This window comes from Mesorhizobium sp. M1078, from assembly GCF_040318615.1.
Classification (GTDB): Bacteria; Pseudomonadota; Alphaproteobacteria; order Rhizobiales; family Rhizobiaceae; genus Mesorhizobium.
Map to the genome: position 1 here is coordinate 1 of NZ_JAMYMP010000011.1, position 18585 is coordinate 18585.

Consider the following 18585-nt stretch of genomic DNA (forward strand, 5'->3'; position numbering starts at 1 on the left):
GCCTCGTCCATCTCGGCCTCAAGCACCTCCTGCATCACCGCACGGAGCACTTCGTGCAATCCATCCGGGTTCGAAAGCAAAATGTCTTTGACGGCAGCGCTGGCGGTCTAACTTCAGTCTTGGTCATGGTGGCGTTCCTTCGCGGGAATCAGGTGACGTGAACAATCACCAGCCTGCCATGACCGCCCCCTCTCAGCGAATTTGCAGAACTCTCAGCACACTACCCGCTCGTCCTGCAACGCTGGAGATTGCGAAAGCCAGTGTGACGTCCAATCTCCCTCCTTGCGGGGGAGATGGCCGGCAGGCCAGAGGGGGGTGCTGTCCCGCTGGCCTTCGTCTAACTGATATCTCGTCCTGTTCGAAAATGTGAATAGGATTTTTGCGACGGCGCGGCATCAGATAGGATGCCAGCGGAGAGAAGGTCCGCTCGGTTTGCCATTGAGGAGGAACACATGCGCTGGAACATGATGGTCTTGGTGTCTTGCCTGGCAATGACCGGCTGCAGCAGCTCGATGTCGGAGCGGCAGGACCAGGACGTGCAATCGTCGCTGCAATATGACAACGTGCCTTGCGACCAGTTGCTGGCGCAGCGCAACGAACTGGCGCAGCAATACCGTCTGTCGACGGACGCCAAGCCGAGCTTCTCCAATCCGGCGATGGGCTTCGGCCCGTTCACGCCGGATATGCGCTCCAAAAGCAAGCGCGATACTGATCTGGCAAGTGGCAAGATCTACGCCATGAACCGCTCGATCGTCCGCCGCGACTGCGGCAAGCCCAACAAACAGAAGAAGTTCACCCTGCCGAGCTGAACCTGAACTTCCTCAGTACCCCGCCTTGCGGTCGACCACGTTATCAAGCTTTTCGCCGCGCTCGAAGGCATCCATCTGCCGCAACATGCTCGGCGCCAGGTGGACAGGGTCGGAGGTCGCCGCCGCGTGCGGCGTCACGAACACTTTCGGGTGACTCCAAAGCGGACTGGTCTTCGGCAGCGGCTCGACCTCGAACACGTCGAGGCTCGCCTCCTTCAGCGTGCCGTCGTCCAGCGCTCGCAAGATGTCGGCGTCCTTCTGCAGCCGGCCGCGCCCGGCATTGATCAGCACCGAGCCGCCGAGGCCGTTTCGCTTGCGCAATTCCTTCAGCACGCCGTAATTGATGATGCCGTGCGTGTCCGGCGTCAGCGGCAACAGCACCACCAGGATGTCGGTGGCGTTGAGGAAGGGGATCAGCCCGGCCTCTCCGGCATAGGTCGCAACGCCTTTCATGGCCTTGTCGCTCCGCGACCAGCCATTGACGGCAAAGCCGAGCGACAACAGCACCGATGCCGCCGCGCGGCCGAGATTGCCGAGCCCCATAATGCCGACCGAGATGTCACCGGCCGGCCGCTGCGGCGGTTCGTGCCAGGTCTTCTTCGGCTGCTGCGCACGATAGAGCATGCCCTGGCGGTGATGGTCGAGCACGCGCCAGACGACATATTCGGTCATGTACTGCGTCAGGTTCTCGGCGACCACTTTGACGATCGGCACATCGGGCAGGCCGGGATCGGCGAAGATGTGGTCGACGCCGGCGCCGATCGAGAAGATTGCGCGCAGATTGGGCAGCAATTTCAGTAGGTTCGGCTTCTGCTTCCACACCACCGCATAGGTGATCGACGGATCCGAAGCGCCGTCCGGCTCCAGCACCACTTCGCGCTCGGCCGACAGCAGCTCGCGCCAGCGCTGCGGATGAAAGCCGGTGACGGCAAGCAGGATTTTGCCTTTTTCCATTTGCGGATTCTATTCCCTGTTATTCGCTGACGATGCCGACCGGCGCCGTCTCGATCTTGAACGCGGCCGAGATCAGCGCCTTGGTATAGTCGGTCTGCGGCCGTTCGAAAATCTGTTCGGAAGGGCCGGCTTCGACGATCTTGCCATTGCGCATGACGATGACGTCATTGGCAAGGGCGCGAATGACTTTCAGATCGTGGCTGATGAACAGATAGGCAAGGTCGTGCTTGGCCTGCAGATTGCGCAAGAGGTCGACCACCTGTGCCTGCACGCTCATGTCGAGCGCCGAGGTCGGTTCGTCCAGCATGACGAAGCGCGGATTGAGCACCATGGCGCGCGCAATGGCGACGCGCTGGCGCTGGCCGCCGGAGAATTCATGCGGATAGCGGTTCCTGGTCGCCGGATCGAGCCCGACCTCCTTCAGCACGGCGACGACCTTGTCGTCGCGTTGGTCGGGCGACAGCTTCGGCTCGTGGATCTTCAAGCCTTCCTCGATGATCTCCGAGACCGACATGCGCGGGCTGAGCGAGCCGAACGGGTCCTGGAAAACGATCTGCAACTCGCGGCGCAGCGGCCGCATGGCGTTGAAGGAAAGCTGGTTGATGTCGCTGCCATTGAACTGGATGGTGCCGGTCGATGAGATCATCCGCGCCAGCGCCAGCCCGAGCGTCGTCTTGCCGGAGCCGGATTCGCCGACGACGCCTAGCGTCTGGCCGGCGCGTACGGTGACGTCGATGCCGTCAACTGCCTTCACATTGTCGACGGTGGTGCGAAAGAAACCCTTTTTGATCGGGAACCAAACCTTGATGTCCTTGCCGGTCATAACCGGCTTGGCGGCGTCGTTGGCGGCCGGCGGCTTGCCCTTCGGCTCGGCGGCCAGGAGGTGCTTGGTATAAGCGTGCTGCGGGTTGGCGAAGATGTCCCTGGTCGGCCCGGTCTCGACGATCTTGCCTTTGGTCATCACGCAGACGCGGTCGGCGATCTTTCTGACAATGCCGAGATCATGGGTGATGAACAGCATCGACATGCCCTTGCGGCTCTTCAGCCCCGCCAGCAATTCGAGGATCTGCGCCTGGACAGTGACGTCGAGCGCCGTCGTCGGCTCGTCGGCGATCAGCAGTTCAGGCTCGTTGGCCAGCGCCATGGCGATCATGACGCGCTGGCGTTGGCCGCCGGACAGCTGGTGCGGATAGGCGTCGAGCCGCTTTTCCGGTTCGCGAATGCCGACCTCGTTGAGCAGCGCCAGCGTGCGCGCCTTGGCCTGGCGGTCGCCCATGCCCTGATGCAGCGCCAGGATCTCGACGATCTGCTGCTCGATCGTGTGCAGCGGATTGAGCGAGGTCATCGGCTCCTGGAAGACCATGGTGATCTTGTTGCCGCGCACGCTGCGCAACTGCTTTTCGTTCATCGCCAAAAGGTCGGCGCCCTGGAACAGGATCTTGCCCGAGGGATGGCTGGCCGTCGGGTAGGGCAGAAGCTTCAGCACCGACAGCGCCGAGACCGATTTGCCGGAACCGGATTCGCCCACAAGCGCCACCGTCTCGCCCTTGGCGAGATCGAAGGAGATGTGGTCGACGGCGGTCGACTCGTTGCCGCCTTGGGTGAAGGCAACGCTGAGATCGCGGACGGAGAGCAGGAGTTCGCTGCTCATCGGAACGCCTTGCGCGGGTCGAAAGCATCGCGCGTTGCTTCACCGATGAACACCAACAGCGACAGCATCAGCGAGATGACGATGAAGCCCGATATACCGAGCCAGGGGGCATTGAGGTTACTCTGCGCCTGTTTTAGCAGTTCGCCGAGCGACGCGGTGCCGGGCGGCAGGCCGAAGCCGAGATAGTCGAGCGAGGTCAGTGTCGAGATCGAGGCGCTGACCAGAAAAGGCATGAAGGTCAGCGTCGCCACCATGGCATTGGGCAGAAGATGGCGCAGCATGATGGTGCGGTTGGACACACCAAGCGCGCGGGCCGCGTTGACATATTCGAAGTTGCGCGCGCGCAGGAATTCGGCGCGCACCACGCTGACAAGCGACGTCCAGGAGAAGAGCAGCATCAGCCCGAGCAGGATGAAGAAGCCCGGCGGCAGGATGGCGGCGACGATCAGCAGCAGATACAGCAGCGGTATCGCCGACCAGATTTCTATGAAGCGTTGAAAGAGAAGGTCGGTCCAGCCGCCGAAATACCCTTGCAGCGCGCCGGCGGCGACGCCGATAACCGACGAACCCGCGGTCAGGATCAACCCGAACAGCACGGAAATCCTGAACCCGTAGATGATGCGCGCCAGCACGTCGCGCGCCTGGTCATCGGTACCCAGCCAGTTCCAGTTGCCGACAATGCAGTCAGGATCGGCAGCGCCTTGCGGATATTGGCTGCATCGCCTCTGCGCGTCGTATTCCCATGACGGTTTTGCGGGAGCGGCGTCGGGGATCGCATTGTTGACGGTGCGGTAGGAATAGCGGATTGGCGGCCAGATCATCCAGCCATTGGCGTTGATCTCGTCGCGGATGACCGGGTCGCGATAGTCGGTGACGGCGTAGAAGCCGCCGAATTTTTCCTCGGGGTAGGCAACCGCCACCGGGAACAGGATCTCGCCTTTGTAGTAGGCGACGATCGGTCTGTCGTTGGCGATCAGTTCGGCAAACAGCGACAGCACGAACAGAGCGAGGAATATCCACAACGACCAGTAGCCGCGCCTGTTGGCCTTGAAGTTCTGCCAGCGCCGCTTGTTGAGCGGCGACAGCCAGGGGCGGGCGATCCTTGTCGGTGTGATCTCGGCTGCAGCCTGCGTCATCAGACGTCTCTCCGCTCGAAATCGATGCGCGGATCGACCCATGTGTAGATCAGGTCGGACAACAGCGTCACGAACAGGCCAAGCAGCGAAAATATATAGAGGTTGGCGAACACGACCGGATAGTCGCGCGCCAACACGGACCTGAAACCGAGCAGCCCGAGACCGTCGAGGGAAAAGATGTTCTCGATCAAAAGCGAGCCGGTGAAGAAGGCCGAGATGAAGGCCGCTGGAAAGCCGGCAATGACGATCAGCATTGCGTTGCGGAACACATGTCCGTAAAGCACCCGCCGCTCCGACAGGCCCTTGGCACGGGCCGTCACCACATACTGTTTGCGTATCTCTTCCAGGAAGGAGTTCTTGGTCAGCAGCGTCGTCGTCGCGAAGGCCGACAGCACCAGCGCCGTCAGCGGCAAGGTCATGTGCCAGAAATAATCGACGATCTTGTCAGGCCACGACAATTGGTCCCAATTGTCGGAGACGATGCCGCGCAGTGGGAACCAGTCCCAGAACGAGCCGCCGGCGAAAAGCACCATCAGCAATATGCCGAACAGGAAGGCCGGTATGGCATAGCCGACGATGATCACGCCGCTGGTCCAGATGTCGAAGGCGGAGCCGTCCTTGACCGCTTTGCGGATGCCAAGGGGAATCGAAATCAGATAGGAGAGCAGCGTGATCCACAGCCCGAGCGAGATTGAAACCGGCATCTTCTCCAGGATCAGGTTGAGTACCGAAATGTCACGGAAATAGCTGTCGCCGAAATCGAAGCGCGCGTAGTTCCACAGCATCATGCCGAAGCGTTCGAGAGGCGGTTTGTCGAAGCCGAACTGCTTTTCCAGCTTCTTGATGAATTCAGGATCGAGCCCTTGCGCGCCGCGGTACTTCGAACCGACATCGCCGGCCACATCGAAATTGCCGCCACCTCCTGCATCGCCGCCGCCACTGCCGAGCCGATCGTTGCCGCCCTGGTTGGTCAGGCTGGCAATGACCTGCTCGACCGGTCCACCCGGTGCGAATTGAGTGACGACGAAAGCAACCGCCATGATGCCGAACAGGGTCGGTATCATCAGCAGGATACGGCGCAGTATGTAGGCGCCCATCAGCTTTCACCCTCCCCCTTGTGGGGAGGGTCGATCCGCGAAGCGGAGCGGGGTGGGGGTAGTCTCGATCCGGCGTACGCCGTCACACCGCCACCCCGGTTCGCCATTCGTGCTGCGCACGAAGTGCTCACCGACCCTCCCCACGAGGGGGAGGGTAAAGTGCCGCGCAACAGCCTACCCTTTGCCAATTTTTGCCGCCTTGCCCTTGTCGACCCACCACAGCGCTTCGACCGGGAAGTCGAAATCGGGTTTCCGCTCGGGAAAACCGAACATGTCCCAATAGGCGCTTCGATGATTCGCCAGGAACCAACTTGGAATCCAATCCCTCCGTGCACGCAAGACCCGGTCGAGCGCGCGCATGGCAATTGTCAGGCTTTCGCGATCCTCGGCGGCACCTGCGGCGTCAACGAGGGCGTCGATGGCCGGGCTCGACGTTCCCGGCAGATTGCGTGTGCCCGACAGGGTAGCGGTTCGCGAGTGGAAAAACGTTTCGAGGTCGTCGCGGGTCGGTGTCGCCGGAAACCGGGCCGCAACCGAGATAAGATCGTAATCGAACAAATTCTGCCGCAACTGATACTGCGCCGCATCGACCAGCCGGATTGAGGCGTCGATGCCGACCGCCTTCATGTTTTCGATCCAGGGCGAGTAAACCTGTTCGAAGACCTCGTCGTCGACAAGAAACTCTGCCGACAGCCGACCGCCCTTGTCGTTCACGACGAAATTACCGGACCGTTTCCAGCCGGCCTCGGCCAGAAGCTTGGCCGCCTTGCTAAGCATCTGCCGGTCACGGCCGGAGCCGTTCGACACGGCCTGGGTCACGGCTTCGCCGAAAGTCTCGGCGGGAATCTGGTCGCGCAGCGGTTCGAGGAGAGCCAATTCCCTAGGCGAGGGCACGCCTTCGGCGCGAAAATCGGATTGCTCGAAGCAGGATTGCGAGCGCTCATAGGAACCGTAAAAGAAATTGCGCCGCGTCCATTCGAAGTCGAAGCACAGCCCGATCGCCTGCCGCACGCGCGGGTCGCGGAATTGCTCGCGTCGCTGGTTGACGGCGGTGGCCTGCATGGAGGGCATGGTTTCAGCCGGGAATTCGTGTTTCACCACCTTGCCGGCAATGAAAGCGGGGAAGTCATAACCCGTCGCCCAAATGCGAGAGACGGCTTCCTCCTTGTAGAGGATCTCGCCCTTCTTGAACGCCTCGAAGGAAGCGTTGCGGTCCTGATAGAACTCGATCCGGATGCGCCCGAAATTGCTCTGGCCACGATTGACCGGCAGGTCATTGCCCCAATAATCAGCCACACGCTCATATTCGATCCAGGCCCCTGCCGACCAGCGATCGACCTTGTACGCGGCTGACCCCAGCGGCGGGTTCATCTGCGAGGAATCGAACGGGTTGGCCGTATAGAAAGCCTTCGACAGGATCGGGAACGCTACGACGTTGAGGATGGTGCGGCTTGTCTGCTTGCCGGAGAAGTTAAGCTTCAACGTGTGAGCGTCAATGGCGATCGCGTCGTTCAGGTGAGTAAGCGGCAGCGAATAGTCCGGATGGCCCTTGTCCTTCAGCAGCTTGAAGGTAGAGGCGGCGTCCTCAGCCGTCAGCGGCGTGCCGTCATGGAAACGGGCCTGCGGGCGCAGTGAGAAGGTGAAACCGTTGCGGTCGTCGGAAATCGTCACGCCGTCTGCGATCAGCCCGTAGACGGCGTCAGGCTCGTCGAAAGCCCTCACCATCAGTGAATCGAAACACATCTCCATGCGCTGAGGCGAATCGCCCTTGGGGACGAACGAATTCAGCGTGTTGAAGGTCAGCGGCGTCTGGTTGGAGCCCCAGGTGCGCGGCAGGAAGTTGAAGGTGCCGCCTTGCGGCGCATCGACATTGACATAGTCGAAATGAGTGAAGTCCGGCTTGTATTTGAGGTCGCCGAAAGCCGACAGTCCATGCAGTTTCACGCCGGTTGGGCTGGCGGCGAAAGCCTTGCCCGGCAGCAGCGCAGCAACGGCCGCGGCGCCACTGAGGGCCAGGAAATCGCGGCGAGGGAGCCCCGCCATCAATTGCTGCCCTTGTACTTGGCGGCCAGGGCCTTTTCCTTGTCCGCATCGATCCACCAGGAATCGATATCGGCGCCACGGTAGCCGGGCTGCTTTTCCGGGATGCCGAACTTGTTCCAGTAAGCAAGCCACACAACGGCGCGATAGTATTGCGGCACCACATAGTAATTCCACAGCAGCACGCGATCGAGCGCATGGGTGGTGGCGACGAGGTCATCGCGATCCGTGGCAAAAATGATGCGGTCGACAAGGGCGTCAACGACCGGGTTCTTGATGCCGGAATAATTGCGCGATGCCGGTGTGTCGGCGGCCTTGGAGCTCCAGAAATCGCGCTGCTCGTTACCGGGCGATTCCGACTGTTGGAGCTGTCCTGTGATGACGTCGTAATCGAAATTTCTGACGCGGTTGGTGTACTGGCTCGGGTCGACGATGCGCAGTGTCGCATCGACGCCGATCTTGCGCAGATTGGCGATCCAGGGGCTGGAAATGACCTGGTCGGTTTCATTCGAGCCTAGGATTTCAAACTTGAATGGCTCGTCGGTCTTGGCGTTGACCATCTTGCCGCCCTTGATCACCCAGCCGGCCTGGGCGAACAGGTCGACCGCCTGCTTCAGATATTTGCGCTCCGCCTGCGGCGAATCGTAGACCGGCAACTTGAATTCCTGGGTGAATACTTCCGGCGGCAGCTTGTCGCGGTACTTCTCCAGGATCTCCAATTCCTTGCCTTGCGGCAAGCCGCTGGAGGCTAGGTCCGTACCCTGGAAATAGCTGTGGGTGCGAGTGTTGAAACCGAAGAACAGCGTGCGGTTCATCGATTCAAAATCGAAGGGGTAGGTGAGCGCGGCCCTGACCAGACGATCGGCAAACAGCCTATGTCTCTGGTTGAGCATGAAAGCCTGCATCGGCTCGGGCGAGGTGGTCTTGAACTCCTGCTTGATCACATCGCCGGCCTTGATCGCCGCGAAATCATAAAACGTCGCCCAGCGCTTCGAGCTGTTTTCCGGCTTGATATCGTCGAGGCCACCTTTCTTGAACGCCTCCCAGGAGGCGTTGTCGTCAAGAATGTAGGTGAAGTGCTGCGTGTCGAAATTCTCCCGGCCGATCTTCACAGCCAGCTTGGCGCCCCAATAGTCGGGGACGCGCTGCCAGACGATTTCCGACCCCGCCTTGAAGCTGGCGATCTTGTATGCAGCCGAGCCCAGCGGCGGCTCCAGCGTCCCCTTGGTGATGTCGCGCTTCTTGCCATTGGCGTCGGTGCCTTCCCACCAATGCTTGGGCAGCACGACAAGGTCGCCGAGGATCTTGGGCAGTTCGCGATTGCCCTTCTGGTCGAAGTGGAACTCGACCTCACGGTCCGAGACAGCGACGGCGTCGGTGACGTTTTCGAAATAGCGGCTGTACATCGGGCTGTTGGCCTTCAGCACCTGGAACGACCAGATCACGTCGTCAGTGGTGATCGGCTGTCCGTCATGCCATTTCGCCCGTGGGTCGAGCCGGTAGGTGGCCGAGGAATAGTCGGTCGGGTACTTGTAGGCATCGGCGATGAGCGGGTGGCTGACGCTGCCTTCGTCAGTCGCTTGATCCATGAGCGTGTCGTAGAGCAGGCCGCCGCCAAATGGCTGCAGGCCGGCCGCTGGCGATCCCTGAACGATATAGGGATTGAAGCTGTCGAACGTGCCGGAAACGACCGAATTGTAGGTGCCGCCCTTCGGTGCGTCCGGATTCACATAATCGTAGCGCTGGAAACTCTCGCCATATTTGGAGGGGCCGATCAGCGAAGAGGTGGTGTGCCATTCATCCGCGGCTGCTGCTTGCAACCCGGCAGCCACAACGGTTGCTGCCAGCAGGGACCTCAGAAGCGTTCGGCCAACCGTCATACGTTCTCCTCTTCGCGATGCCCGGCAATCCTAAATGATTTGACGCCGGTGAAAACCGCCATGCGGCGGCTTTGTCGCCGCATATGCGATTTTCCTAACAAAAAGCCGGGCTGAACCCGGCTTTTTTGAGATCATGGAGATGACAATTCGGTTATTTGGCGGGCGCCGGTGCCGGCGCCACAGGGGCGGGAGCTCCACCTTCAGCCGGCTTGGCCGGAGCGGCACCCTCGGCCGGCTTGGCCGGCGCCGTTGCATCGGCGGCGGCACCTGGCGTCGGCAGCGGCTTCGGACTATCCGACAGCGTGCGCAGATAGGCGATGACGTTGGCGCGGTCCTCGTCCTTTGGCAGGCCGGCAAAGCCCATCGCCGTGCCCTTCACGAATTTCTTCGGCGAGGTGATGAAGTGGTTGAGGTTGTCATAGGTCCACTTCTCGGCGCCGCCCTTGGAAAACTCCTTCATGCCGGCCGAATAGGCAAAGCCCTCATGCTCGGCGACGGGGCGGTCGACGATGTCCCAGAGATCCGGGCCGACCTTGTTCGGGCCGCCTTTTTCGCCGGAATGGCAGGCCTGGCATTTCTTGAAGACGGCCGCACCTTGCTCGACATTGGCGGTGGCTAAAAGGTCGGAGATCGGCTTGGCCTCTGCCGCGGGTCCGGCGGCCCCGCCTTCGGCAGGCTCCGTCGCCTCGATGGCGAAGCCGGGCTTTTCCGGCGCCGGCGAGGCAAACAGGGCGTCGGACACCAAACCGACCGAGAAGACGACGAAACAGGTTCCAAGCAACCCGGCGAGCAGTTTGTTGACTTCGTTGGAATCCATACGCCCCAGGGCTCCCTTTTCCGGCGGACCTCTCCGTCCACTCCGTCCGTCGGTATCGTGACCCACCCCGTCGAGCCGGTCAAATCGGGCGGAAACTAGGTCTTTTGCTTGGGCGTTGCAACACCTATAAGGGCGCTTCCAGTGAGACCTTTTGCCACTTTCCCCATCCTCTTTCGAACGCCTTGCAACCTTGATGTCCACGCTCATCCTGATCCCGGCCCGCATGGCCTCGACGCGCCTGCCGGGCAAGCCGCTGGCCGACATAGCCGGCGCGCCGATGATCGTCCATGTCGCCCGCCGCGCCGCTGAGGCTGGGCTTGGCCGGGTGGTGGTGGCAACCGACACGCGCAGCGTGGCCGAAGCGGTGCGCGCGCACGGTTTCGAGGCGGTGATGACGCGCACCGACCACGAATCCGGTTCCGACCGTATCTTCGAGGCGCTGACCGCGCTCGACCCCGATCGCAAGGTCGAAACCATCGTCAATGTGCAGGGCGACCTGCCGACCATCGATCCCAAGATCATCGGTGCGGCGCTGAAACCGTTCGAGGAGGCTGCGGTCGACATCGCCACGCTCGGCGTCGAGATCGTCCGCGACGAGGAAAAGGCCAACCCCAACGTCGTCAAGATCGTCGGTTCGCCGTTGTCGGCGACGCGGCTGAAGGCGCTCTATTTCACCCGCGCCACCGCGCCCTGGGGCGAGGGGCCGCTCTATCACCATGTCGGCCTTTACGCCTATCGGCGCTCAGCCCTCGAACGCTTCGTCGCGCTAAAACCGTCGCCGCTCGAACGGCGCGAGCGGCTGGAGCAGTTGCGGGCGGTGGAGGCCGGTATGCGCATCGATGCCGAGATCGTGCAATCGCTGCCGCTCGGCGTCGACACGCCGGAAGACCTCGAACGCGCCCGACAAATTCTTTCCTGAGACCTTCAACCTGAGATATCGGCATGCCTGACAAGACCAACAGAATAGCCTTCCAGGGCGAACCGGGCGCCAATTCCGACACCGCCAGCCGCAACATGTTCCCTTCGATGGAGCCGTTGCCGTGCCCCACCTTCGAGGATGCCTTCAACGCGGTCGAGACCAACAAGGCCGACCTCGCCATGATCCCGATCGAAAACACCATCGCCGGCCGCGTCGCCGACATCCATCATCTCTTGCCGGAATCGAAACTCCACATCGTCGGCGAATATTTCCTGCCGATCCATTTCCAGCTGATGGTGCTGCCCGGCGTCAAACGCGAAGAGATCAAGACCGTGCACAGCCATATCCATGCGCTGGGACAGTGCCGCAAATACATCCGCAAGAACGGTTGGAAACCGGTGATCGCCGGCGACACGGCGGGTTCGGCGAAGCTGGTCTCGGAGCTCAAGGACCGCAGCATGGCCTCGCTGGCGCCTGCGCTCGCCGCAGAACTCTACGGCCTCGACATCATCGAGAAGAATGTCGAGGACACGGACTCGAATGTCACCCGCTTCGTCGTCCTGACCAAGGACAAGCGATTGGCCGAACGGCCCTCGGCCGACACCAAGATGATGACGACCTTCATGTTCCGTGTCCGCAACGTGCCGGCCGCGCTCTACAAGGCGATGGGCGGTTTCGCCACGAACGGCGTCAACATGACGAAGCTGGAGAGCTATCAGTTGGGCGCCTTCACCGCGACGCTGTTCTACGCCGATATCGAGGGCCATCCCGACGATCCGCTGGTCAAGCTGGCGCTGGATGAACTGCGCTTCTTCTCGCGCGAAGTGCGCATCCTGGGTGTCTATCCCGCCAGCGAGTCGCGCGAGCAGTGGAAGGTCGCCGACTAAAGGTTCCCCTAAACCAGCAGGGTCAGCGGCACATAGTCGATTTCCATGAAGGTTTCGACTTCCGGAATCCAGCGGTCGCGCACGAAGGCAACGTGGTCGGGATGCTCGTTATATCTGGTGTAGGCGGCCTGATCGACGAACTCCATCGAGAAGCCGAAGTGATAGTCGTTCTTCGGGCTGACTTGCCGCAGCGGCTCGAAATGGGTGACGCCCTTGATTGCGCTGAGGATGCGCTTGGCATCGGAGAGGAACCGCTTTTCCTCCAGCGAGTACTGCGGGTGCTTCAGGGTGAAAACCACGGTGTGACGGATCATTTTTTGCTCCCGTTAAGCAATTCCAGGAAAAGTGTGAAGCGGTTTTCCGTCCGGAATTGCGTAAAATAACAAGTCTTATTCGCTGTCGACCCAGGCGCGGATCAGATGATGCGCGATCGCGCCTTTCGGCGGCGTGACCAGATTGTCCTTGTGCGTCCTCTCCAGCATGGAACGCACCTCGTCGCGAAAAAACCAGCGGCAATCTTCCAACTCGTTGAGATCGGCCTGGATGTCGTCATTGAGCGGTTCGCCGAAACAGCCAATCATCAGCGAATAGGGGAACGGCCAGGGTTGGCTGGCATGGTAGACGACGCGGCCGAGCCGGATGCCGGCTTCCTCCAGCGTTTCGCGGCGCACCGCCGCCTCGATCGTCTCGCCCGGCTCGATGAAGCCGGCAAGCGCCGAGTACATGCCGGGCCCGAAATGCCGGCCGCGGCCGAGCAGGCATTTTTCCCGCGTCGCCGTCAGCATAATCGCCACCGGATCGGTGCGTGGAAAGTGCTCGGTGCCGCAATTTGGGCAATGGCGCTTGTAGCCGCCGGCCCGCATTTGCGATTCATGGCCGCATTTGCTGCAGAAGCGATGGGTGGCATGCCAGGCAAGCAGGGCGGCGCCTTGCGCCAGCGCGCCCGCTGCCGCCTCGTCGATCAGCCCCTGAATATAGACCGAGCGATAATCGATCGCCTTCATGGTCTCCGGTAGCTGTTCGGGATCGAGGCCGACCGGCACGGCAAGTACCGGGCCGCTCTCGGCAAAGCCAAGCAGCACGCCTTGTGCGAGTGATGGCTGCAGCTTCTGGCTCTCAGCCAGATCGAACCAAGGGTCGAAGCTGCCATCGTGCAATTTCAGATACAGCCGTCCGCCATGCATCGGCAGAAGACGTGCCGAGGGATCGGCCAACGCCCTTTCGACGGAATCGTCGGCGCGGTTCTCGGATTGCCGATCAATCGTGTTTCCGGCGAAGCCGACGAACTGGCTCGGTTCGCGCAAGGGCGCGTCAAAAAGGCGAAAGGTCATGGAAGCTCGAACGTCTAGGAATGGACACAGGCGGCTTATAGCGCCGCCTTGATCTGTTGCGCAAACTGGCGGATGCCTGAACGCTCATAGGGCTCGCGCATGCCGTGCCCCCACACCGGCCCCGGCCAGCCCGGATCGCCTTCCGAGCGGGCGATGACGTGGACATGCAATTGCCGAACGATGTTGCCGAGCGCGCCGGTGTTGATCTTGGTGCAGCCCGTGGTTCTTTTCAGCGCCTGCGCCACCATGTTGGTCTCGAAGGTCAACATCGCCTGGTCGAGCGGCGTCATGTCGTGGATTTCTTCGGCCCCCGGCCGCTGCGGCACCAGGATAAGCCATGGCCAGCGGCTATCGTTCATCACCCTGAGCTCGCACAGGCCGAGCCACATCAGCTGCTCGCTATCCGCCTCCAACCTCGAGTCGAGCGTGAATCCGGCCTTGAGGCCCGGTAGCATTGGCGTTTCCCTTGCGCTTCTCGCATTATTCCCAAACTCATGACGCTAGAGCGGCTGCACGGGGGCTGCAAGCGATTCATTGAGCGGCGGAGTTCAAGGGCATCCGATTCTCAATGCACCCTTGCATTTGATCGCTGAATTGCCGATATGGAACGCGGGAGGTTGGTGGTGGACGATCCACTCGCCAACCGGGTCAGGTCCGGAAGGAAGCAGCCCTAACGAGCCCGGAACGGGTCATTGTTCCAGCCTCCCACCTCATCGGCCCCTCTCGCGACATTGACGACGCATTGCAGCGCGGGCGAGACTATTAGCAGGAATCGGCTACGCTGAGACGCGGCCTTTTGGAGCTTTACGGGCGAATGAGCGAAGCCGGAAATTCGGACCCCGAAACCCTGGAGAAGCAAAAGGCCGTCGCCTATCGCGTGCTGGCGCGCAAATATCGTCCGTCGAATTTCTCCGAACTGATCGGCCAGGAGCCGATGGTCCGCACTTTGACCAACGCTTTCTCCACAGGCCGCATCGCTCAGGCCTGGATGCTGACCGGCGTGCGCGGCGTCGGTAAGACCACGACGGCGCGCATCCTGGCGCGGGCGCTCAACTACAAGACGCCGACGGTCGACCATCCCTCGGTCGACCTCGCCCTCCTGGGCGAGCACTGCCAGGCGATCATGGAAGGCCGCCATGTCGACGTCATCGAGATGGACGCCGCGTCGCATACCGGCATCGACGACATCAGGGACATTATCGAGCGCGTGCGCTATGCCCCGGTGTCGGCGCGCTACAAAGTCTACATCATCGACGAAGTGCACATGCTCTCCACCCAGGCCTTCAACGGCCTGTTGAAGACGCTGGAAGAGCCGCCGCCGCACGTCAAATTCATCTTTGCCACCACCGAAATCCGCAAAGTGCCGATCACCGTGCTGTCGCGCTGCCAGCGTTTCGACCTGAGACGCATCGATGCCGGCGCGCTGGTCGCGCATCTCGCCTCGATTGCCGGCAAGGAAGGCATATCGGTCGACGAGGACGCGCTGGCGATGATCGCGCGCGCCGCCGAAGGCTCGGCCCGCGATTCGCTCTCCATCCTCGACCAGGCAATCGCCCATGGCGGCGGCGCCGTCAGCGCCGAAGCGGTGCGCGCCATGCTGGGTCTCGCCGACCGCGCCCGCATCGTCGACCTGTTCGAACATGTCATGAAAGGCGATGTGGCGGCCGCCCTTGCCGAATTCCGCAACCAGTACGACACCGGCGCCGATCCGGCTGCCGTGCTGACCGATCTGGCCGAATTCAACCACCTCGTCACCCGGCTGCGCTTCGTGCCGACGGCTGCCGACGACGCTTCCCTGTCCGAGGATGAGCGCCGCCGCGGCGCCGACTTCGCCAGCACGCTGTCGGTCAAGGTTCTGTCGCGAACCTGGCAGATGCTCTTGAAAGGCATTCCCGAGGTGCAGTCGTCCAACCGACCGGTCAGCGCCGGCGAGATGGTGCTGATCCGGCTGGCGCATGCCGCCGACCTGCCGACGCTGGACGAGGCGCTGAAATCTCTGGAGAGCGGCGCTCCGGCGTCCGGTGGTGCGTCACGCCCGAATGGTGCGCCGGTAAATGCCGGCAATGGCGGCGGCGCCAGCGCCGTAGCGCAGACCCGGGTGCCGTCCGGGCCAGCCGGTGCGCAAATCATGCGGCTGGTCGACGCGCCCCCGGTCGCCTTTGTCGCGCCTCCGCAGCCGGTCGTGGAGCCGCAATCGCCGCCGCTGAAATCGCTGGCCGATATTGTCGCTCTTGCCGACGCGCAGCGTGACATCGCCTTCAAGGTGCTGGTCAAGAGCTGTATTCGCCTGGTGCGCATCGAGCCCGGCCGTATCGACGTCGGCCTGACCGCCGATGCGCCCAAGATGCTGCTGAACGACTTGACGACGAAGCTGCGGGCCTGGACCGGCCGCAACTGGCTGGTGTCATTGTCGAAGGAAGAGGGCGGCCAAACGCTGGCCGAGATGGAATCGACCAGGCGCGAGACTGCTTTCTCCGACGCGAAAAGCGATCCGGCTGTGGCCGCCATCCTGGCGCGCTTTCCCGGCGCCAAGATCATCGACGTGCGCATTCCCGACGCGCCGGAAGTCGACACCGACAAGGCCGAAGCGCCGGTCGAGCCGCCGTCCGACGACGACGAAACCTGACCATAGCCACGAATCCGCAAAGGACCCGACCATGAAAGATCTTCTCGGCCTGATGGGCAAGGCGAAGGAAATGCAGGCCAAGTTCCAGGCCATGCAGGACGAGATCGCGACGATTGAAGCAAGCGGGCAGGCGGGCGGCGGGCTGGTCAATGTCACGCTGACCGGCAAGTTCGAAATGAAGTCGCTGAAGATCGATCCGTCGCTGTTCAAGGAGGACGAGGTCGAGATTCTCGAAGACCTGCTGCTGGCCGCTCACAATGACGCCAAAAATAAGGTCGAGCAGATTATGCAGGAGAAGACCAAGGCGCTGACGGCAGGCTTGCCGATCCCGCCCGGAATGAAATTGCCGTTCTGAGCCGTCTCCAACCAGTTAATTGATTATGAAGGGAAATCGGCTGCGGAGGCTGTTGTTAAGACTTTCTCCGGCTTTGCTCACGCGGACATATCCGGGCATTTATAAAGTTTTACCTATGCTGCACGAAAGCTAATCCTTTAGCCATCTTTTTGCCTTTAAGAGTCTCATTCTTGCCACATCTCGGGGCGGGCTGGCATCTGGACAATGAGGCATTTTTGTTGATCGCGACGCGATGGAAGACGCCGCTTCTGCTCGGCATCATCTTCTCCCCTATGTTCCTGGCCGGTTGCAGCCAGACCACGTCTTCGCACGGCCTGTCGGTCGCCAGCCTGACCGACGCCATCACGCCCAGTTTCCTTTCGACGCGCGCCTACCGCAACACGCCGAAGGAGAAGGAATGCCTGGAGCGGGCGATGTTCTTCGAGTCCAACCGCTCGAGCCGTGACGGCATGATCGCCGTCGGCACGGTGGTGATGAACCGGCTGCGCTCCGGCAATCATGGCAGCACCATTTGCCAAGTGGTTGGCGAACCGGGCCAGTTCGCGCCCGGCGTGATGACGCGGGCGATGAATTCGAAAGCGATGCCCGATGTCGAGGAGGCCGCCGATGCGGTGCTCAAGGGCGAGCGCAAGGCCAAGCTGAAGAACACGATGTACTTCCACACCGCCGGCCTGAGGTTCCCCTACAAGAACATGCATTACACCATGGTTGCCGGCGGCAACGCCTTCTACGAGAAGCGCGGTCGCAACTGGCAGCCGCTGCCGGATGAATCCACGACCATGGTTGCCTCGGCGCAGCCGCGCGCGCCTGTGCCTGAAGCGCCGTTGCAGGTTGCCTACGCCGAGCCGGTGGTGAAGACCATTGTCCGTCCAGATCCGGCCAAGCAGGCCGCGGCGGTTCGCGCAGCCAAGGCGACACGTGCCCCGGCCGAGCAGACCTATGTGACGGCTTCCGCGGCGCCCGCCAAGAGCGCCCGCGTCGCCGCCAAGCAGACGGAGGTGGCGATGCAGGAGCCGATGGCCGAGCCCGATGCCTCGCGTTTCGGCGGCACGCTGAACGCCCGCTACATCACCTCGGTTCCATCGGCAACGCAGGAAGCGTCGATGGGCTTCCAGTCAACGCCTGAGAATACCGACGCTATCGGCGCGATGATTATCGACCAGACCCGGCCAGCGTCAGCTTACTGACGCCTAAAACAGTTTCCGAGCCCGCCATGGCAGCATGGCGGGCTCGGTGCGTATGCGCATGTTTCAAAGCGCGCGGAAAAATCCTAGATCAGTGCGATGTCGAAGCGAATCGCCGGTCCCGAGATCGAACGCCTGATCCAACTCCTGGCCAAGGTGCCGGGGCTAGGGCCTCGTTCGGCCAGGCGTGCGGCACTGCACCTCATCAAGAAGAAGGAGCAGCTTTTGTCGCCGCTCGCCGCCGCCATGGCTGAAGCCGCCGCCAAGGTGCGCATCTGCACGACCTGCGGCAACGTCGATACCTCCGACCCTTGCATGATCTGCACCGATCCGCGCCGCGATGCCTCGACGCTGATCGTCGTCGAGGATGTCTCCGACCTCTGGGCGCTGGAGCGGGCGGCGGCCATGAATGTGCGCTACCATGTGCTCGGCGGCACGCTGTCGCCGCTCGACGGCATCGGCCCCGACCAGCTCAATGTCCGCTCGCTGGTCGACCGCGTCGCCGGCGGCGAGGTGAAGGAGGTGATCCTCGCCGTCAACGCCACGGTCGAGGGCCAGACGACGGCGCATTATCTCACCGACCAGCTCTCGGGTTTCAAGATCAAGGTCACCAGGCTTGCACATGGCGTGCCGGTCGGCGGCGAACTCGACTATCTGGATGAGGGGACGCTGGCGGCGGCCTTGCGCTCGCGGACGGCGTTTTGACGCAATTGGCGGGCAGGATGTGCGACATGAAAGCTTCGCATTCTTCGAGGTTTGCGCCAAACACCCCCCTCTGTCCTGCCGGACATCTCCCCCTCAAGGGGGGAGATTGGCTGTCGCTTCGGTTTTCGCCTACCACCTGCGTTGAAAGAAGAATGCCGTCCGAGAAGCTGCTGATCTCCCCCCGCGAGGGGGAG

General features: G+C 61.9%; 17 protein-coding genes, 1 other RNA gene and 1 pseudogene. 8 read left to right on the forward strand and 11 right to left on the reverse strand.

What is annotated here, in order from left to right; all coding sequences use genetic code 11:
• Nucleotides 1–127, reverse strand: a pseudogene (locus NKH38_RS16200) (transposase); the annotation flags it as partial.
• A 325-nt stretch (nucleotides 128–452) separates the two neighbouring features.
• Here NKH38_RS16200 and NKH38_RS16205 point away from each other — a divergent pair.
• Nucleotides 453–809 (forward strand): hypothetical protein, encoded by a 357-nt coding sequence (locus tag NKH38_RS16205; protein WP_352762009.1) that lies wholly within the window; start codon nucleotides 453–455, stop codon nucleotides 807–809.
• 12 nt (nucleotides 810–821) lie between these two features.
• Here the strand turns inward: NKH38_RS16205 and NKH38_RS16210 are convergent, their stop codons facing one another.
• From NKH38_RS16210 to NKH38_RS16240, 7 genes are all read right to left on the reverse strand, one after another.
• On the reverse strand, nucleotides 822–1763 hold the full coding sequence (locus tag NKH38_RS16210) for a 2-hydroxyacid dehydrogenase (RefSeq protein WP_352762008.1): 942 nt from the start codon (nucleotides 1761–1763) through the stop codon (nucleotides 822–824).
• A 19-nt stretch (nucleotides 1764–1782) separates the two neighbouring features.
• Nucleotides 1783–3414, reverse strand: a complete 1632-nt coding sequence (locus NKH38_RS16215; protein ID WP_352762007.1) for an ABC transporter ATP-binding protein — start codon at nucleotides 3412–3414, stop codon at nucleotides 1783–1785.
• Nucleotides 3411–4550 carry an ABC transporter permease gene (locus tag NKH38_RS16220; RefSeq protein ID WP_023682037.1) on the reverse strand — a complete coding sequence of 380 codons (1140 nt, stop codon included), beginning with the start codon at nucleotides 4548–4550 and terminating at the stop codon, nucleotides 3411–3413. Before NKH38_RS16220 ends, NKH38_RS16215 begins: the two co-directional genes overlap by 4 nt.
• Nucleotides 4550–5647 carry a microcin C ABC transporter permease YejB gene (locus NKH38_RS16225; protein ID WP_023688770.1) on the reverse strand — a complete coding sequence of 366 codons (1098 nt, stop codon included), beginning with the start codon at nucleotides 5645–5647 and terminating at the stop codon, nucleotides 4550–4552. Before NKH38_RS16225 ends, NKH38_RS16220 begins: the two co-directional genes overlap by 1 nt.
• Before the next feature lie 174 nt (nucleotides 5648–5821).
• Nucleotides 5822–7690, reverse strand: coding sequence for an extracellular solute-binding protein (locus NKH38_RS16230; RefSeq protein WP_352762006.1), 1869 nt, complete (start codon nucleotides 7688–7690; stop codon nucleotides 5822–5824).
• Nucleotides 7690–9567 carry an extracellular solute-binding protein gene (locus tag NKH38_RS16235; RefSeq protein ID WP_352762005.1) on the reverse strand — a complete coding sequence of 626 codons (1878 nt, stop codon included), beginning with the start codon at nucleotides 9565–9567 and terminating at the stop codon, nucleotides 7690–7692. Before NKH38_RS16235 ends, NKH38_RS16230 begins: the two co-directional genes overlap by 1 nt.
• 151 nt (nucleotides 9568–9718) lie before the next feature.
• Nucleotides 9719–10384, reverse strand: coding sequence for a c-type cytochrome (locus NKH38_RS16240; protein WP_352762004.1), 666 nt, complete (start codon nucleotides 10382–10384; stop codon nucleotides 9719–9721).
• A 193-nt stretch (nucleotides 10385–10577) separates the two neighbouring features.
• Between NKH38_RS16240 and NKH38_RS16245 the strand changes: the two genes are divergently transcribed.
• Entirely contained in the window at nucleotides 10578–11303 is a 726-nt protein-coding gene (locus NKH38_RS16245; RefSeq protein ID WP_352762003.1) for a 3-deoxy-manno-octulosonate cytidylyltransferase, read from the forward strand.
• Between the two features lie 23 nt (nucleotides 11304–11326).
• Nucleotides 11327–12190, forward strand: coding sequence for a prephenate dehydratase (locus tag NKH38_RS16250; protein WP_023696750.1), 864 nt, complete (start codon nucleotides 11327–11329; stop codon nucleotides 12188–12190).
• Nucleotides 12191–12198: 8 nt separating this feature from the next.
• On the opposite strand, the gene NKH38_RS16255 is transcribed toward NKH38_RS16250, so the two are convergent.
• The 3 genes from NKH38_RS16255 to NKH38_RS16265 all read right to left on the reverse strand — a co-directional run bounded on the left by NKH38_RS16255 (nucleotide 12199) and on the right by NKH38_RS16265 (nucleotide 13976).
• A complete protein-coding gene (locus NKH38_RS16255) occupies nucleotides 12199–12504 on the reverse strand; it encodes a Dabb family protein (RefSeq protein ID WP_023669515.1) in 306 nt (101 codons plus the stop codon).
• A 75-nt stretch (nucleotides 12505–12579) separates the two neighbouring features.
• The gene (nudC, locus tag NKH38_RS16260) at nucleotides 12580–13521 is read right to left on the reverse strand and encodes an NAD(+) diphosphatase (RefSeq protein WP_023715298.1); all 942 of its coding nucleotides are present in this window, start codon (nucleotides 13519–13521) and stop codon (nucleotides 12580–12582) included.
• 35 nt (nucleotides 13522–13556) lie between these two features.
• Nucleotides 13557–13976, reverse strand: a complete 420-nt coding sequence (locus NKH38_RS16265; protein WP_023823776.1) for an HIT domain-containing protein — start codon at nucleotides 13974–13976, stop codon at nucleotides 13557–13559.
• Between the two features lie 157 nt (nucleotides 13977–14133).
• Between NKH38_RS16265 and ffs the strand changes: the two genes are divergently transcribed.
• The 5 genes from ffs (at nucleotide 14134) to recR (ending at nucleotide 18391) form a co-directional block, all read left to right on the forward strand.
• Nucleotides 14134–14230, forward strand: an RNA gene (gene ffs / locus NKH38_RS16270) — signal recognition particle sRNA small type.
• A gap of 105 nt (nucleotides 14231–14335) precedes the next feature.
• A complete protein-coding gene (locus NKH38_RS16275; RefSeq protein ID WP_352762002.1) occupies nucleotides 14336–16147 on the forward strand; it encodes a DNA polymerase III subunit gamma/tau in 1812 nt (603 codons plus the stop codon).
• Nucleotides 16148–16178: 31 nt separating this feature from the next.
• Nucleotides 16179–16502: a YbaB/EbfC family nucleoid-associated protein gene (locus NKH38_RS16280; RefSeq protein ID WP_023669519.1), complete on the forward strand. Its 324-nt coding sequence runs from the start codon at nucleotides 16179–16181 to the stop codon at nucleotides 16500–16502.
• Nucleotides 16503–16720: 218 nt separating this feature from the next.
• The gene (locus NKH38_RS16285) at nucleotides 16721–17689 is read left to right on the forward strand and encodes a cell wall hydrolase (protein ID WP_023725787.1); all 969 of its coding nucleotides are present in this window, start codon (nucleotides 16721–16723) and stop codon (nucleotides 17687–17689) included.
• 96 nt (nucleotides 17690–17785) lie between these two features.
• Entirely contained in the window at nucleotides 17786–18391 is a 606-nt protein-coding gene (recR, locus tag NKH38_RS16290) for a recombination mediator RecR (protein ID WP_352762001.1), read from the forward strand.
• Nucleotides 18392–18585 lie beyond the last annotated feature (194 nt).